We start from the raw sequence: 15,699 nt of genomic DNA on the forward strand, positions 1-15,699 counted from the left end.
AGCGCTGCATTTGCTGTGTTTTTTTTACTTTTATGATTAATTTTGTTATTTAAAGGGATAATTGTCTGACTAAATGAACTTTGTTCGTATGCTAAGTATAGAGTAAAGTATGTAAGGAATTGAATTGTAATGGAATTTAATGATGTATATGACCAGGAACGAGTAACTCGTAAATTTACTAACAGAAAAGTCAATGAAAAATTACTTGCTAAAATTATTAAGAAAGCACAGCAATCCCCTTCATTACTTAATTCACAGCCGTGGAAGGCATATGTTCTAACAGGTGAACCGCTTAGTTGCTTAAAAGAAGAGGTTAAAAAGCAAGTAGATGAAGGCGTAGAGCCTCATGAAGATTTTGCTAAAATATTAGCACTTAATTGGGATCCATATCCTAGTCAAAATTTGGCTGTGGTTGGTGCTTCTCAGCCTTATTTTTTTCACAATAAGATGGATTTATTTAAGAATTCAAATGAAACAATGTTCAACGCTCAGGATGTTGTTTTTCTAACAATTCCAAAAGCTTCGCCAGCATGGTCAGTGTTTGACTTGGGCATTTTTTCTCAAAGCATTATGCTTTTAGCAGTTGATGAAGGCTTGGCTGTTATGCCGGCTCATTCAATGGTTTCATTTCCCGAATTAGTTCGGAAATATGCAGAAATTCCTAATAGCGAAATTGTGGGAATGGCTATCGGTTTAGGATATAAAGATAAAACAGCGGAGGTCAATGATCCAAAGTTTATTCCAGATCGTTTACCATTTGAAAAGATTTATAAACTTGTAAAATAAATCTTCTTTTTATAAAAATAAAGTGCTATTAATGCTAAGATATATATCAAAGGATTTTTAAAAAGGTGATATAAATTTTGAGTACAACCCAAATAGTTACTAATTTAATAGCAACTTTAGTAATTTTTGTCTTTGCAGCTTTTTTTGTTGCTGCAGAATTTGCTTTAGTCCAAACGAGATCAAGTCAGCTTGAAGACATGCTGAGTAATAATGTGGGAAGCAAGCGTAAAGTTAAGCGTGCTTTGCATATGACTCACAACCTAAATGAATATCTATCAACAACGCAGGTGGGAACTACACTTGTCGGTGTTGTTTTAGGTTGGTTTTCAGCTGACACGTTTGCGGCTTTATTTTTTAGATTATTTAATTTAACCCAATTAAATCATTCTCTTGTGCGCTCTATCAGTGCACTTTTAGGAGTGATTTTCTTGACGTATTTAGAAGTGGTAGTAACGGAAATTGTTCCCAAGAATATCGCAATTGATATGCCAGTAAAAATCTTACTAGCAATTTGTACACCACTTCAGCTTTTCCATACACTGGTTTATCCATTCGTATGGCTACTTAATACCAGTTCTAATGGACTGTTAAAACTGCTTGGCTTTGATCAGGCAGATGAAGAAAATCAAGTTTATTCGCAATCAGAAATTATTAAGCTTTCTCGTAAGGCCGTTCATGGCGGTGCGCTTGATAAGAATGATTTGACCTACATGCAACGCGCTTTTGAGCTAAATGATAAAGTCGCCAAAGACATTATGACTGACCGAACAAGGCTAGTTGTCATTAATTCGAAAGACACGATTAAGCAAGCGTTAAAAATGTATCTTGATGAAGGATCTAGCCGAATTCCAGTTGTTCGTGATAATGATAAAGACGAAGTGGTGGGCTATATCTATGCCTTCGACGTGGTACAGCAAAGTCAAATTGATGAAAATGTTCCAGTTACGCGGATTATTAGAACAATGATTACTGTTCCCGAATCAATGCCGATTCAAGACATTTTGCATCTGATGATCAAGAAGCACACACCAATTGTGCTGATTGTGGATGAATACGGTGGAACTAGTGGAATTGTAACTGATAAAGATATTTATGAAGAGTTGTTTGGAACGGTTAAAGATGAAATTGACGATGTTTCAGATGATTATATTATCAAGGATAAGCATGATAATATTCATGTTTCCGGTAAAACCACGTTATACGATTTTGCGCGATATTTCCACAAGGACTTAAAGAGTTTTCAGAACAGCGACATCATCACTATAGGTGGATATATGATGGAACATTATCCTGATTTAAAGAAGAATGAAACTGTTGAATTAGAAAACTTTGAGTTTAAGCTTGAGAGTATTGAGCAAGGTTTCATGCGCTGGTTTGTGGTTAAGCAGTTAGATAAAAAACAAAAGTCAGAAGAAAAACAAGAATAAAAGAAAAGGACTTATCTCTTCAAGATAAGTCCTTTTTAAGTGCTAAAAATAATTATTTTTGAGCTAATTTAATAACCTCAGGCTTTAAAACGCCAATGTAACTTAGGTTACGGTAAAAGCTCATAAAATCGAGACCATAACCGACTACAAACTCATTACCAACTTTGGAACCATAGTATTCAATCTCGATATCATTTTTACGGTTAGCTTCTTTGTTTAGTAAAACGCAGCATTTCACGCTTTTAGCGCCACGCTTTTTGAGTAAGTCCTTCATAAATTTTAAAGTTAATCCTGTATCAACAATATCTTCAACGATTAAGACATCGCGATCTTTTACATCAGTTGCTAAGTCGGAGACAATCTCGACTTTGCCTGAAGACTCAAGCCCATCACCGTAACTTGAAACATCCATGAAATCGATTTGTTCTTTTACGTCCATTTCACGAACTAGATCAGTTAAAAAGAAAATTGCACCTTTTAGTGCTCCAACAATTAATGGATTCTTTCCAGCATAATCTTCAGTTAGTTGTTGACCTAGTCTTACACACATTTGATGAATATCATCTTCAGAAAATAGTTTGTGATCAATAATATTATCAATATTGTCGTTTTTTGGCATTTATCTACCCTTCACTTAAATAAACTCAAAATTACTTGATAAAATCGATTATATCATTTTTCATATAAAAAAGTACCGTAAATTAGACTTTTTCACAGTTTATTGCCTATTTTACGTACAAAAAGTTAAATTAAATGAAAAATAGTAAGATTATTATAAATGCTTTTTAATTTAATGGTTATGGGCTAACAGTTTTTGCTACAATGGAAGAAGTAATTAGATCAAGCGAAAGGTATTAAAAGTATGAAAAAAGATCAAGAAATCAAAATGCTTAAGGCTTTTTCAGATGCCAATTCAACTTCTGGCTTTGAAGAAGAGTTTGTAAAATTATTTACTGAAACTGTTAAAGACATTGCCGATGTTAAAGTGGATGGAATGTTGAACGTATATGCTTCAAAAAAGGAGAATCAACCAGATCGTCCAGTTATTCAGCTTGATGCACACTCAGATTCCGTTGGCTTTATTACTCAGGCTGTTCGACCAAACGGAATGATTAAGTTTGTTCCACTTGGTGGTTGGGTAAAATATAATATTCCAGCTTTACGGGTTAAAATTTTAAATCGTGCTGGTGAATATGTCCCTGGTGTTGTTGCAACTAAGCCACCTCACTTTATGACTGAAGAAGAACGTAATAATGTTCCAGATGTTGCAGACATGTCGATTGACGTTGGTTCAAGTTCACGTGAAGAAACGATTAATGATTATCAAATTGATACTGGCTGCCCAATCTTTGTCGATGTAAAATGCGAATACAATGAAAAAACTGGTCTTTTCTTTGGTAAAGATTTTGACGATCGTTTTGGTGCTGCTGCAATGGCTGACGTACTTGATAATTTAAATGGTGAGAAAGTTGACTTTAACGTAGTTGCTGCCCTATCTAGTCAAGAAGAGGTTGGTTTAAGAGGAGCATATGTTACTGCTAAGGCTGTTAAGCCTGACTTGGCAATCGTTCTTGAATCATGTCCCGCTGATGACACCTTTACTCCAGAATGGTTATCTCAAACTGGATTAAAGCGTGGACCAATGCTTCGTGATATGGATACATCGTTTTTGCCTAATCCTAAATTCCAACAATATGCCTGTGATATAGCTGATAAAAACAATATTCCTTACACTCGTTCAGTTCGTACTGGTGGTGGACAAGATGGTGCAGCAATTTACTACGAAAATGGTGCACCAACAATTGTTATTGGAATTCCTGTACGTTATGAGCACTCACCATACTGCTTTAGTGCATATCAGGACTTCAAGGCATCAGTTGATTTAACTGTTGCTATTATCCGTGATTTAACCAAAGAGAAATTAACTAGTTTTAGTCAATTTTAAATTCAAGGTTGATTACTAATCTCTTAAGTCAAACATACTTGGCTATGTTATAATAGAAAAGAAAGTCACTAGGGGTGCTAATTTAGCTGAGAAATACCCTCTGAACCTGAACGGGATAATACCTGCGCTAGGGAAGTGTTGAAATAGATTTTTCATGTACTCCTAATGACTGTTGAAGTTTGTTAGGAGTATTTTTTATGTTTACAAGATCTTCAAAGTGGAATGTTAAATCGATCATTCTACTTGCATTAATTGGAATTATTTTAGGGGTAATTTACACCTATGGGTTTAACTGGGCGTTTAACCTGGTAAAAATGATGTTATTGCCAACAGGCTACGCACCAGTGACTGATGCAGTCTTTTCTGGTCTCTGGTTACTTGCAGGACCACTTGCAATGTACTTTGTACCTACAGCAGGCTCTGGTGTTGTTGGTGAAACTTTGGCTGCAATTGTGGAAATGGTGATTGGTGGTCAATGGGGCGCTACAACGGTCCTTTCTGGACTAATTCAAGGCGCTACTAATGAAATTGGCTTTTTCCCTAAAAAAGAAAGATATCAAAAGTTTTCTTGGCAAAGTGTTTTAACGGGTGCCTTTTTTGCAGGGCTAGGTAGTTTTATACCAACGTACTTTTTATATGGCTGGAGTAAATTCAGTGTTAAACTGCAAATTATTATGTTTGTGACAATGATGCTATCAGCGCTGCTTTTTGATGGGGTATTGGTTAAACTAATTACCAACTTATTTGATAGAGCACTAAAGCCTAAGATTGACTAAATAAGGTAAACGCTAATGATAATTAGCGTTTTTTTTAATGCTACAAAAGCCATGGACTAAATTGTGAAGAGAAATTATAATTAATGTTTATATGAGTAAGTAGAGTGCAAAGATACTATAAGGAGAATTATGTCAGAGAATATCACAAATTGGCGTTCATTGGGTGGCTATGTTGGTGCCGAAGGTAAAAAGGTTAAAGAGGGGATGCTTTTTCGTTGCGGTCAGTTATTTGATTTAACTGACGAGCAAAAAGATTTGGTTCAAAATCATTATCAACTTAAGAGACTTGTTGATTTACGTGGTGATGATGAACGAAAAGAATATCCAGACTATGTTTGGCCAGATCTAGATTATGTGATTTTAGATGTTTTAAAAGATTCAGGTACAAATCAGGCAAGTGTAGATGAAATTGTTTCGGCTAACAGTCATGTGGAATCTGACATGCTTAAAACATATGAAGAGTTAGCCTTATCAAATTCTGCACGTGAAGGTTATCACCACTTTTTAATGGATTTAATTAACGATCCTGTACCAGTTGCATTCCATTGTTTTGCTGGAAAAGACAGGACTGGTGTTGCAGCAGCATTAATCTTGAAGAGTTTGGATGTTAGCGAAGACCAAATTTTTGAAGATTACTTGAAAACAATTGAGGCTCGTAAAAAAGCAAACCAAGAAATTTTGGATTACTTAAAAGACAAAATGGATCCTAAAAATATCAAAGATGTTGCGATTGCCTTAACAGTTGAACGTCAGTACTTGGAGCGTTACTTTGAAACAGTTAAAAAGAACTATGGTGACTTTGACCGATACTTTGTGGAAGGCCTCGACTTGCCAGCTGATTTTAAGGAGCAGATGCAAAAGATTTACTTAGTTTAGTTTTTTGCCTGTAATAAATAGTATTTGAAGAAAAGAGAAAAAATGAATCGCGAAGATTATATCAAGAATTTAAAGCTGGAACCCCACCAAGAGGGTGGCTGGTTTCGTCAAATTTATACTAGTGATGAGCAGTTTTACGCTGAAGATAGTAAAGGCGATCGCTATTACTACACTTCAATTTATTTCTTACTAGATGATACCAGTTGTTCTCATTTTCACCGTTTAAATCACGATGAACTGTGGTATTACCATGATGGGGAACCAATCACCATCCACTGTATTTCACCAGAAGGAGAGTATCAAGCTGTTAGACTAGGTAAGGATGTTACCAAGGGTGAAGTGATGCAATTTAAAGTACCTAAAGAAACGATTTTTGCTTCTGAAGTAACTAAACCTGACAGTTTTTGCTTAGTAAGTTGTGTTGTTTCACCGGGTTTTGATTATCATGACTTTGAAATGCTTAAGAAAAAAGACTTACTAACGCAATATCCAAAATATGCCGAAGTAATTGAACGTCTAGCAATTGACTAAATAAAAGACCAAGTTCGAATGAACTTGGTCTTTTATTTAGTGTTTTGACTTAAGACTGAATGGACCTTCGTAGTCAACATATCAATTGCAACGTCGTTTTCGCCACCTTCAGGGATGATAATATCCGCATAGCGTTTCGTTGGTTCAATAAATTGGTGGTACATCGGCTTAACAGTATCAAGGTATTGTTCAATTACTGAATCAATTGAACGCCCCCGTTCCTTAATATCGCGCTCTAAACGCCTAATAAAACGAATGTCGTCGTCAGTATCAACATATACTTTAATATCCATTAAGTCGCGGATTTCCTTGCTAGCCAGTACAAGAATGCCTTCCAAAATGATAATGTCTACCGGCTCCGTATGAATTGTTTTCTTGCTTCTTGTATGTTCCTTAAAATCATAAACAGGCATCTCAATTGGTTGATGTTTTAATAAGCAACCGATTTGCTCTTCTAGAAGTGGAACGTCAAAGGCATCGGGATGATCATAATTAATGTTCTGTCTGATATCCATTGGGATGCCTGTGTTGTCTTTGTAGTAGGAATCTTGCGTCATAATCAAGACATGTTCATTTTCTTGCATTTGATCAACAATTTTATGGGCAATTGTTGTTTTTCCACTACCAGAACCACCAGTAATTCCAATCACAACAGGTTTTTCAAGTTTAGACATAGAGCTACTCCTTTTTTATCAATAAACATTTTACTTTACTTTTCCTTGAATTACCAATACTTAAGGGAAAAATAAGGACCTTGTACTCATTTTTAAAATTTATTTTCACTCAACAGGCTTAAAAAGTAATTAAAGCTAGAGAAACTTGATAAAGTGAAATTATCGGTTTTTTGTGTTCAGGAAGAATAAAATAGTATTTGGTAGAAAATATGAATAATGGTAAACTTCAACCTAATAAAAGATTCAGTATTTTTATTGCGCAGCAGGAGAAGTAATGTGGAGGGCCTCTAAATGAAAATAATTGATTTAAAGAAGTATTTAACACCATTTGAATTTCAAGTAGTTGATAAAGATATTAGGGTAAAAATATATTCGGACACTACAATCGAGGCTTCTGGATTTTATAATTCCATTTTTAAAGGAGAAACTGGATCATTGAGGAAAAGACTTTTTACAATTATTGAAAATGGAAAAATAGTTTCTGTAATTACTTCAATAATCCCACAAAAGTTCATTAGCAATCCACGTATTGATGATATTGAAGAGGAAACAGACAAAATACAAAAAAGTACAGAAGTTTATAATGATATTATGCTTACTTGGCCTAGTAATGACGAAGAAAAATTGTTTTTAAGCGATCAAACGCAAGAAAAGTTTCAAGTTATCTTACGAAAGGCTCTTTTTGTTAATGCGAATAATGACATAATTAGGTATGAGGAAGATGCGATGTTACCTGATGTTTTTTGTTTGCAAAAGGGGTAGCTATGAGTTCATTTTTATATCAAGAAGCCAAGAAAAAAATATTGGACATAATTGCCAGCGGCGAGTTTAAACCAAACTCTAAAATTTGGAATGAACGTGTTTTTGCCCAGAAATTAGGCTACACACGTTCAACTATAAAAAATGCAATTAATTCATTAGTTGAAGATAATATTTTAGAAAAAAGAAGGGGAGATGGAACGTATCTAGTGAATGAGAATGTAAATAACTCATTTGAAATAGGAGATGATTCCCCGAATTCATTTACACAGCTTGTTAAAATTAATCGACAAGAAGTGGTCAACAGAGTAGAGTCGTTTAAATTAATCTATGATAATAAAGATTTGGCTATTATTTTTGATAATAAATATAGCGACTTTTATGAACTAATTAGAACACGCATAGTAGACAATATTGTTGTGGCTGTTCAGAAATCGTATATTCCTTTTAGTTTGTTTGAAGATGCACACCGATATGATTTCAGTAATATGTCTTTATACGATTATATGGACTTTAAGAATCATAAACCGACAAAATTTGAGACTAGAATTGAAGCTCGGCCAATTAGTGACAATCAGTTTGTAGAGGATACAATTAAGTTAGATAAATCTAAATACGCCTATTTATTATTCTTGGAGTATCGCGGTTTTTCAGATAAAAAAGAGATGGTTGAATACACAAAGTCATGGTATAACCCCGATTTTATTAGCTATAAAATAAAAGTAAAAAGATGAATTGGTCTTAAAATTGGTTGCAAAAAAGGAACTACTTTAGAAAGCGGTTCCTTTTTCTATTGCCTAAAATAATATTAAGTACTAAATTAAAGTTATGAAGAAAAGAAGGGAGGAAAGTCGCATGGAAATAGTATTAGCAAGCCATTCCACTTTAGCTCGTGGAATGTATGATACTGCTTCGCTTATTATGGGAAAGTCAAAAAACCTGCACTACATAACTGCATATTTAGATGATAGTGTTAACTTTTGCGACCAATTGAAAGAAACAACTGCTAAGATTTCAAATCAAAAAATTGTTTTTGTTACTGATGTTCTGGGTGGTTCTGTTAATAATGAGCTTACTAAATTTGTTGCTGAAAAACCAAATTGGTTTCTTGTTTCTGGTATGAATTTGCCCTTTGTATTAGAACTGCTTAATTATTCAATTGCTTATCCAGATGACAATCTGGAAGAAATTAAAGGTAAGTTGGCTTCTTTAGTTGAAACAGGTAGAGAAGGATTACAGCTAGTTGAATTAAACGAGCAAAATGAAGAAGAAGATTTTTAATTTGAAAGGGGATTATAAATTATGATTGCGATGACGAGGATTGATTATCGGTTATTACACGGACAGGTTGCTTTTGCATGGACCAATAACCTATCGGCTAATGCAGTTTTAATTGCAAATGATGAGGTTGCAGGAGATAGTTTTCGTAAAAAGACATTTCAATTGGCTAAACCAGAGAATGCTAAGTTGATATTTAAAACAATAGAGGATTCTGCTAAAGCAATTGCAAGCGGCGTAACTGATAAATATCGTGTTTTTATCGTGGTTGAAACCATCAATGACGCGTACCGTTTGGCTAAACTTGTTCCTGAAATAAAATTAATTGACTTAGGATTATCGAGTGAAAAAGAAGGTTCAACTAACATTGCAAAGTCAGTTTATGTAACAAAGAAGGACATTGAACAACTTACTGAACTTGAAAATGATGGAGTAAAGGTTCTTGTAAAACAGGCGCCAGGCGATCCTGATACAGAATTTTCTTCACTGATTAACTAGGAGGAAGAAAAAATGGCTTTACAAATTATTGGTATTTTTCTTGTTTCCTTAATTGCTAATATGCAAGATTTTCTTGGATCATCCTTTATTGGACGACCAATTGTTACTTGTTTATTTATTGGCTTAATTTTTGGGAATGTCCAACAAGGATTGATTATTGGAGCAACACTTGAATTAGCCTTTCTTGGTTTAATGGGTGTTGGAGCTACCGTCCCTCCTGATGAAATAATCGGAGGAATTTTGGCAACAGCTTTAGCATTAAAAAATGGTTATGGAGTCAGTGTGGCTCTTACGTTGGTTTTACCAATTGCAACCCTAGGGTTATTAATTAAAAATTTGCTTTATGTTGTTATCTTTCCTGCAATGGCACATAAAGCAGACAATTATGCAGACCAAGGGGAAGTGACTAAAGCAGGAAACATGCATATTTGGGCATCATTCACGAGAGTCATTATGATGGCACTGGTAACGACTGTTTCCTTTGCTCTTGGTAGCAACTTAGTTGGTGCATTCGTTAAACTGATTCCAAAGTTTTTAATCGATGGTATAACTGTTGCTACGCAAATTTTGCCAGCAGTTGGTTTTGCAATGTTAATTAACATGACTTTCTCTAAAAAAGTTGCACCATTCTTCTTTATTGGGTTTGTTTGTGCGGCATATTTGAAGCTAGATATGATTGCAGCATCAATTATTGGAGCTATTTTTGCGGGCATCATGTATCTAATTACTGAAGAAATTCATAACAGTAATGGTGGAAACTCAAATAGCGCTACGGAGGTGCAAGAAGATGACTTCTAATATTAAAGAGAATACTCAGGAAAAGAAACTCACCAAAAAAGACTTAAAAGGAATTTTTTGGCGTAGCATGCCAATGGAAGCATCATTTAATTATGAACGAATGATGAGTATGGGTTTTGCCTATACTATGACGGGAATTATTAATAAGCTTTACGACAAAAAAGAAGATAGAAAACAAGCAATTAAGCGGCATCTTGAATTTTTTAACTGTACTTCAGCCACATCACCATTTATTGCTGGTGTATTGGCCTCAATGGAAGAAAAAAATGCCAATGATCCAGAATTTGACCCAAGTTCAATTAATACAATGAAGACTGGATTAATGGGTCCACTTTCAGGGATTGGTGATTCGATTTTCTGGGGTAGTCTAAGAATTATCGCGAGTGGTATTGGTGTTTCTCTTGCTCAAAAAGGAAGCATTTTAGGACCGATCTTATTCATTCTAATTTATAACATTCCAAATTTATTAGTTAGATATTATGGCACTATGTGGGGTTACAAGTTAGGAACAACGTTTGTAGATAAGATGGCATCTGGCTTGATGAACTCAATTACGTATGCCATTAATATTTTGGGAAATACGGTCATTGGTGCTATGGTGGCTTCAATGGTTGTTATTAATATCCCAGTTCAACTTAGTGGTGGTAAAAATCCCGAAACAATTCAGTCATTGCTTAATTCAATAATGCCCGATTTAATGCCTTTAGCAATCACCTTTTTCATTGCTTGGTTACTAAAGAAAAAGCATGTCAAAATGATGTGGATCTTGCTAGCAATCTTGGCTATTAGTATTTTGGGCACATTCTGTGGTTTCTTAAAACCTTAATGGATTGAAAGGAAAAATAAATGTATTTCGATAAAAATGAGTTTTTAACTAATTATAATTCTGCTGTGAAGGAGCTTGATCATGTTGATGAAGTTTTGGCAAAATTAAGAAAAAAAGATATCAAAAATATTTTCTTTACTGGATGTGGAGGTTCATATACCAAGTTTGTTAACTTACGTCCATTAATGTTTAAAAAATTACCTATTCCTTTTGTTGTGACTACACCTGAAGAATTATGTGACTTATATCATGATGATATAACCAATGATAGTTTGATTTTAGCTGGTACAAAAACCGGTGAAACGACAGAATTGGTTGAAGCAATTGAAAATATTAGGAAGGACTTCCCTAAGGCAACGATTATTAGTTTTATCGGGGATGAAAACAGTACCTTAGAAGAAGAAGGTCTTATTGACGAGAGGATTAAATCGTTTGATACGGATGCAAACTTAATTGAACTAGGCTGGTTTTTAATTAACTTTGCACAAGAGTCAGATAATAAAACAAAAGAAAGTCAAAAACAACAGCTTAAAGAAATGGCACAAAATGTAGCCGAAGGGATAGAAGCACTTGTTCCTGCTGCCTTAGATCACGTCAATAATACTGATATTAATCAGATGCAAATGTGGGTTGGTTCAGGAAATATTTGGGGAGAAGTTTGCTGCTTTGCAAATTACTTAATGGAAGAAATTCAGCACATTAAGGCACAAGCAATTAACTCAGGTGAGTTTTTCCACGGACCTTTTGAAATTATTGATAATAACCAAAGTGTTAGTGTTGTTGTCAACAGTAATTCAAATCGCCAAGAAGACATGCGTGTAGTAAACTTTGTTAAACAATTTGCTAAAAATCCTTTGATCATTGATATGAAGGTTTTTAAACTAAATAAATTTGATAGCGACTTACAGGTGTTCATTGAAGCTTATGCTTTAAACCATTACTTTGACACGCTCTTCAACATGTATTCAATTAAAACGGGAAGATCTGCTAAAACAAGACGCTACTATCGGTTGCTTGAGTATTAAACCATAATCTTATTTTTAAAAATGATCCAAAAGCCATATTTCGGTACTTGACCGAGATATGGCTTTTTTGGTATTTTCTAATAGTAAATTAAAAATAACAACGGTATTTGGTCATTTTTATTTAATTTTTTATTGATGCTCTTTATGTCAGTGATTACTATTTTAACTAATGCCCAAAATAGTTGTTTTTTAGGTAGTCAAACTGTGACTGGTGGGTACGAGTCACAGTCTGCTTGAATCTTTAGTATTCAGTAGTATTTACTTAGATGGAGGAAAATAATGATTAAACTTGTGCGAGTAGATCATCGTTTAGTTCATGGTCAAGTGGCAGTTTCATGGTTTAACAGTTTAGACGTTAATACAATATTTGTAGTTAACGATGATGTGGCAAAGGATGATTTTCGAAAGTCAGCTATTAGATTAGCGAAACCTGAGAATTCTAAGCTAGTAATGAAATCAGTCGATGATAGTGTTAAGGCAATTAACTCTGGTGTAACGGACAAGTACAAGATGCTAATTGTTGTTGAATCCGTTGATGATGCAGTCAAACTAATTAAAGGTACAGGAGATAAGATTAAAGGCTTGAATTTGGGTGGAACTAAGCCACGTGAAAACACTAAAAACTATTCAAAAACAATTAACTTAACGCCAGAGGAAGCGGAGCAGTTAACTGATCTCCAACAAAATGGTGTTGAAGTTTGGATCCAACAAATACCAAATGATGAAAAGCAAGAATTTCATCAATAAAAGTTAATTAGGAGCTGAAATATAAATATGAATGTATATTTAACAGCAATTATCCTAGCGTTAATTGCAATGATGGGGAATGGCGAATACTTTTTAGGTTCATCGATGCTATCAAGACCTTTGGTTACGTGTACACTAACTGGGTTGGTTCTTGGAAATTTGCATGAAGGAATAATTATGGGGGCAACTTTAGAACTTGCCTTTGTTGGGTCATTTTCAATTGGAGGAGCAATTCCACCTGAAATTATTTCTGGTAGTGTTTTGGGGACAGCTTTCGCAATTGAAGCTGGTAAAAGCACTGCAGTTGCCTTAACGTTGGGGATTCCGATTGCCTCTTTAGTATTAGTAATTAAAAATTTATGTTTTATTTTCATTCTGCCATTTTTTGTGCACCGTGCAGATATGTATGCGGAAAGAGGCGATGGCAGTGGAGTTAGCCGAATGAATGTGCTTGGTGGCTTTTTCTCGGTTAATTTACCAATTGGATTAGTTGTTGGAATTTCTTATGTTTTGGGTAGTCCAGTAATTAAGGCTGTTCTGGCTGTAATTCCGCAATTCATAATTAAAGGACTAGGTATTGCAACAGGGCTATTACCTGCATATGGATTCGCTCTGTTAATGAAGATGATGATTAATAAAAAGAATGCAACTTTTTTCATTATTGGCTTCGCATTAGCAGTTTATCTAAAAATTTCAGTTACTGGAGTTGCAATTTTTGGTGCATGTTTAGCGTTAATTCTAACTGGTTATTCTGCCTTTAATGGTAAACCATTAGTTGGTGCATCCGCAGAGTCAAACAATACAGCTGAAGTAAATACAGAAGATGGAGGCATCGACTATGAAGATGAAGAATTCTAAGCTACTTTCTAAAAAGGACTTGATGAAAACCTTCTGGCGTTCATTCACAATGGAATGGGCATGGAACTATGAACGACAGATGAATTTGGGCTATGCATATTCAATGGTTCCAGCTTTACGCAAAATATACGGGAATAATAAAGAAAAGCTGAAGCAAGCATATCAGCGCCACCTAGAATTTTATAATGTAACACCGTGGCTTAGCACTTTTCCACTAGGAATTTCAATTGCGATGGAAGAGCAAAATGAGCTTGATCCTGATTTTGATGATGCATCAATTAACAATATTAAAGTTGCACTAATGGGACCATTAAGTGGGATTGGTGATTCATTTTTCTGGGGAACACTTCGCGTTATTGCAACTGGTATTGGAACCTCTTTAGCGCTACAGGGTAATATACTTGGACCAATTTTATTTCTACTTATTTTTAATATTCCTGCTATCTTAGTGCGTTACTATGGTCTTTTTGTTGGCTACAATATTGGTTCGTCATTTATTGATAAAATTCAAAAAACAGGGTTAATGGAAAAGTTGACTTATGGAGCTTCTGTTCTTGGATTGGCTGTTGTCGGTGCAATGGTAGCAACAATGGTGACAATTAATATGCCGCTGAAAATTGGTAGTGGTAATGAAGCAACAACGGTACAAAAAATTTGTGATGGAATTGTTCCAGGAATTTTACCATTGCTATTCACCTTTTTCATTTTTTGGTTGGATCGAAAAGGTTGGAAATCGCAATATATCCTGTTACTAATTGCAGCTATTGGAATTTTTGGTGCGTGGTCTGGTCTATTAGGCTAAAGCGTTAAAGGAGCTATTTGGTGAAAAGTATAGAAGATTATGTGCAATTAGAGCCGCAATATTATCAAAATGTTCTAAATAATTATCAAAACTTATTTGATAAGCCTTTGGCCCAAATTTCGACCGAAAAAATTGATAACGTGATAATTTATGCAACAGGTTCAAGTTCAAATGCTGCCTATGGTGCTTTACCTTTTATGAGTAAAGTTCTACAAATGCCTGTTCAAGTTGAAGAACCATCAATTTCTGAAAACTATTTGTTAAACGTAAAAGACAATACACTTTGCCTGGCTATTTCTCAAGGTGGACATAGTTATTCTGTTGTTAAACTAGTTGAACGATTGCAAAAGTATGGTCATACTGTGTTCACTATTACTAGTGAACCTGATAGCCCGGTAGCAAAAGTAAGTGACAATATTTTGGCTATGGGGATGCCCATTGAAGAAATGCCCTATGTCAGTGCAGGCTATAGTGTGGAAATATTAGACTTGATTTTAATTGCTTTAGTAATTGCAAAGAAAGAACAAAAAATCTCAAAGCAAGAATATGATCAGTATCTTGTGCAACTTGAGGACATAGTAAAGGTATTGCCTGATGTAATTGAGTGCGCTGAAAAATGGGTGACAGATAATTTATCTACTTTTTCACAGGCAAGAAGAATTATGTTTATTGGTTATGGCGCAGCCTATGGTGTTAGCCGTGAAGGTGAAACTAAGACCACTGAAGCAGTAAGAATTAGTTCATGGGGCAAAGAGCTGGAAGAGTACATGCATGGCCCATATTTAGGTCTTATGCAAGGTGACTATGTTATTTGTATAGAACCAAATGGTAAACTGCAACAACGGCAGGATTTATTAAAAAAATTTTTAAACAAACATGTTGAGCATGTTTACACGATTTATGCTGATGATGCGGAAAATAAAAAAGAGCATGATTTGAGTCTTGAAGTTGAGACAGATGAGTTATTTGCCGCCCTATATATGACAATTCCAGTTCATTTGCTGGCTTATCGTTTGTCTAAGGAAAAAGGGAACGACTTAGAGCACTCTGCCTATCCAGATTTTGATCAAATAACGTCGTCAAAGATATAGAG

At 34.8% G+C, this 15,699-nt stretch carries 19 protein-coding genes and 1 riboswitch; of the genes, 17 read left to right on the forward strand and 2 right to left on the reverse strand.

Annotated features, from left to right (window positions below; genetic code table 11):
- Positions 1-129: 129 nt before the first annotated feature.
- On the forward strand, positions 130-786 hold the full coding sequence (locus tag F5ESL0263_RS02020) for a nitroreductase (protein ID WP_122034428.1): 657 nt from the start codon (positions 130-132) through the stop codon (positions 784-786).
- 77 nt (positions 787-863) lie between these two features.
- A complete protein-coding gene (locus F5ESL0263_RS02025; protein WP_122034430.1) occupies positions 864-2,213 on the forward strand; it encodes a hemolysin family protein in 1,350 nt (449 codons plus the stop codon).
- A 52-nt stretch (positions 2,214-2,265) separates the two neighbouring features.
- Here the strand turns inward: F5ESL0263_RS02025 and hpt are convergent, their stop codons facing one another.
- Positions 2,266-2,832, reverse strand: coding sequence for a hypoxanthine phosphoribosyltransferase (gene hpt / locus F5ESL0263_RS02030; protein WP_122034432.1), 567 nt, complete (start codon positions 2,830-2,832; stop codon positions 2,266-2,268).
- 243 nt (positions 2,833-3,075) lie between these two features.
- Between hpt and F5ESL0263_RS02035 the strand changes: the two genes are divergently transcribed.
- The 4 genes from F5ESL0263_RS02035 to F5ESL0263_RS02050 all read left to right on the forward strand — a co-directional run bounded on the left by F5ESL0263_RS02035 (position 3,076) and on the right by F5ESL0263_RS02050 (position 6,341).
- Positions 3,076-4,158: a M42 family metallopeptidase gene (locus F5ESL0263_RS02035; protein ID WP_122034434.1), complete on the forward strand. Its 1,083-nt coding sequence runs from the start codon at positions 3,076-3,078 to the stop codon at positions 4,156-4,158.
- 60 nt (positions 4,159-4,218) lie between these two features.
- A riboswitch (TPP riboswitch) is annotated at positions 4,219-4,309 on the forward strand.
- A 46-nt stretch (positions 4,310-4,355) separates the two neighbouring features.
- Positions 4,356-4,934 carry an ECF transporter S component gene (locus tag F5ESL0263_RS02040; protein WP_122034436.1) on the forward strand — a complete coding sequence of 193 codons (579 nt, stop codon included), beginning with the start codon at positions 4,356-4,358 and terminating at the stop codon, positions 4,932-4,934.
- A gap of 129 nt (positions 4,935-5,063) precedes the next feature.
- A complete protein-coding gene (locus F5ESL0263_RS02045; RefSeq protein WP_122034439.1) occupies positions 5,064-5,810 on the forward strand; it encodes a tyrosine-protein phosphatase in 747 nt (248 codons plus the stop codon).
- A 42-nt stretch (positions 5,811-5,852) separates the two neighbouring features.
- Positions 5,853-6,341: a cupin domain-containing protein gene (locus F5ESL0263_RS02050; protein ID WP_122034440.1), complete on the forward strand. Its 489-nt coding sequence runs from the start codon at positions 5,853-5,855 to the stop codon at positions 6,339-6,341.
- A 32-nt stretch (positions 6,342-6,373) separates the two neighbouring features.
- Here the strand turns inward: F5ESL0263_RS02050 and udk are convergent, their stop codons facing one another.
- On the reverse strand, positions 6,374-7,015 hold the full coding sequence (gene udk, locus F5ESL0263_RS02055; protein WP_109715196.1) for a uridine kinase: 642 nt from the start codon (positions 7,013-7,015) through the stop codon (positions 6,374-6,376).
- A gap of 291 nt (positions 7,016-7,306) precedes the next feature.
- Between udk and F5ESL0263_RS02060 the strand changes: the two genes are divergently transcribed.
- From F5ESL0263_RS02060 to F5ESL0263_RS02110, 11 genes are all read left to right on the forward strand, one after another.
- On the forward strand, positions 7,307-7,777 hold the full coding sequence (locus F5ESL0263_RS02060; protein WP_122034442.1) for a hypothetical protein: 471 nt from the start codon (positions 7,307-7,309) through the stop codon (positions 7,775-7,777).
- Between the two features lie 2 nt (positions 7,778-7,779).
- Positions 7,780-8,508: a GntR family transcriptional regulator gene (locus tag F5ESL0263_RS02065; protein ID WP_122034445.1), complete on the forward strand. Its 729-nt coding sequence runs from the start codon at positions 7,780-7,782 to the stop codon at positions 8,506-8,508.
- 121 nt (positions 8,509-8,629) lie between these two features.
- Positions 8,630-9,055: a PTS sugar transporter subunit IIA gene (locus F5ESL0263_RS02070; RefSeq protein WP_158593013.1), complete on the forward strand. Its 426-nt coding sequence runs from the start codon at positions 8,630-8,632 to the stop codon at positions 9,053-9,055.
- Between the two features lie 21 nt (positions 9,056-9,076).
- On the forward strand, positions 9,077-9,550 hold the full coding sequence (locus F5ESL0263_RS02075) for a PTS sugar transporter subunit IIB (protein WP_046306256.1): 474 nt from the start codon (positions 9,077-9,079) through the stop codon (positions 9,548-9,550).
- Between the two features lie 12 nt (positions 9,551-9,562).
- Positions 9,563-10,348: a PTS sugar transporter subunit IIC gene (locus F5ESL0263_RS02080; RefSeq protein ID WP_109715199.1), complete on the forward strand. Its 786-nt coding sequence runs from the start codon at positions 9,563-9,565 to the stop codon at positions 10,346-10,348.
- Positions 10,338-11,174 carry a PTS system mannose/fructose/sorbose family transporter subunit IID gene (locus tag F5ESL0263_RS02085; protein ID WP_122034449.1) on the forward strand — a complete coding sequence of 279 codons (837 nt, stop codon included), beginning with the start codon at positions 10,338-10,340 and terminating at the stop codon, positions 11,172-11,174. Before F5ESL0263_RS02080 ends, F5ESL0263_RS02085 begins: the two co-directional genes overlap by 11 nt.
- A 20-nt stretch (positions 11,175-11,194) precedes the next feature.
- On the forward strand, positions 11,195-12,199 hold the full coding sequence (locus F5ESL0263_RS02090; RefSeq protein ID WP_122034451.1) for an SIS domain-containing protein: 1,005 nt from the start codon (positions 11,195-11,197) through the stop codon (positions 12,197-12,199).
- A gap of 279 nt (positions 12,200-12,478) precedes the next feature.
- Complete coding sequence (locus F5ESL0263_RS02095) at positions 12,479-12,946, forward strand: PTS sugar transporter subunit IIB (RefSeq protein ID WP_122034453.1); 468 nt, start codon at positions 12,479-12,481, stop codon at positions 12,944-12,946.
- A 27-nt stretch (positions 12,947-12,973) separates the two neighbouring features.
- Positions 12,974-13,804 (forward strand): PTS sugar transporter subunit IIC, encoded by an 831-nt coding sequence (locus F5ESL0263_RS02100; protein WP_122034455.1) that lies wholly within the window; start codon positions 12,974-12,976, stop codon positions 13,802-13,804.
- Positions 13,785-14,606 (forward strand): PTS system mannose/fructose/sorbose family transporter subunit IID, encoded by an 822-nt coding sequence (locus F5ESL0263_RS02105; protein ID WP_122034457.1) that lies wholly within the window; start codon positions 13,785-13,787, stop codon positions 14,604-14,606. Before F5ESL0263_RS02100 ends, F5ESL0263_RS02105 begins: the two co-directional genes overlap by 20 nt.
- Before the next feature lie 20 nt (positions 14,607-14,626).
- Positions 14,627-15,697, forward strand: a complete 1,071-nt coding sequence (locus F5ESL0263_RS02110) for an SIS domain-containing protein (protein ID WP_122034459.1) — start codon at positions 14,627-14,629, stop codon at positions 15,695-15,697.
- Positions 15,698-15,699 lie beyond the last annotated feature (2 nt).

It is taken from the genome of Lactobacillus sp. ESL0263, assembly GCF_003692845.1.
Taxonomy (GTDB): Bacteria; Bacillota; Bacilli; order Lactobacillales; family Lactobacillaceae; genus Lactobacillus; species Lactobacillus apis.

Bases quoted from the DNA above. Each gene is read 5' to 3' on its own strand.
- F5ESL0263_RS02085 (WP_122034449.1), top strand. From the start codon at position 10,338: ATGACTTCTAATATTAAAGAGAATACTCAGGAAAAGAAACTCACCAAA.
- F5ESL0263_RS02035 (WP_122034434.1), top strand. From the start codon at position 3,076: ATGAAAAAAGATCAAGAAATCAAAATGCTTAAGGCTTTTTCAGATGCC.
- hpt (WP_122034432.1), bottom strand. From the start codon at position 2,832: ATGCCAAAAAACGACAATATTGATAATATTATTGATCACAAACTATTT.
- F5ESL0263_RS02090 (WP_122034451.1), top strand. From the start codon at position 11,195: ATGTATTTCGATAAAAATGAGTTTTTAACTAATTATAATTCTGCTGTG.
- F5ESL0263_RS02065 (WP_122034445.1), top strand. From the start codon at position 7,780: ATGAGTTCATTTTTATATCAAGAAGCCAAGAAAAAAATATTGGACATA.
- F5ESL0263_RS02060 (WP_122034442.1), top strand. From the start codon at position 7,307: ATGAAAATAATTGATTTAAAGAAGTATTTAACACCATTTGAATTTCAA.
- F5ESL0263_RS02105 (WP_122034457.1), top strand. From the start codon at position 13,785: ATGAAGATGAAGAATTCTAAGCTACTTTCTAAAAAGGACTTGATGAAA.
- F5ESL0263_RS02075 (WP_046306256.1), top strand. From the start codon at position 9,077: ATGATTGCGATGACGAGGATTGATTATCGGTTATTACACGGACAGGTT.
- F5ESL0263_RS02020 (WP_122034428.1), top strand. From the start codon at position 130: ATGGAATTTAATGATGTATATGACCAGGAACGAGTAACTCGTAAATTT.
- F5ESL0263_RS02080 (WP_109715199.1), top strand. From the start codon at position 9,563: ATGGCTTTACAAATTATTGGTATTTTTCTTGTTTCCTTAATTGCTAAT.
- F5ESL0263_RS02095 (WP_122034453.1), top strand. From the start codon at position 12,479: ATGATTAAACTTGTGCGAGTAGATCATCGTTTAGTTCATGGTCAAGTG.
- F5ESL0263_RS02040 (WP_122034436.1), top strand. From the start codon at position 4,356: ATGTTTACAAGATCTTCAAAGTGGAATGTTAAATCGATCATTCTACTT.
- F5ESL0263_RS02050 (WP_122034440.1), top strand. From the start codon at position 5,853: ATGAATCGCGAAGATTATATCAAGAATTTAAAGCTGGAACCCCACCAA.
- F5ESL0263_RS02070 (WP_158593013.1), top strand. From the start codon at position 8,630: ATGGAAATAGTATTAGCAAGCCATTCCACTTTAGCTCGTGGAATGTAT.
- F5ESL0263_RS02045 (WP_122034439.1), top strand. From the start codon at position 5,064: ATGTCAGAGAATATCACAAATTGGCGTTCATTGGGTGGCTATGTTGGT.
- udk (WP_109715196.1), bottom strand. From the start codon at position 7,015: ATGTCTAAACTTGAAAAACCTGTTGTGATTGGAATTACTGGTGGTTCT.
- F5ESL0263_RS02100 (WP_122034455.1), top strand. From the start codon at position 12,974: ATGAATGTATATTTAACAGCAATTATCCTAGCGTTAATTGCAATGATG.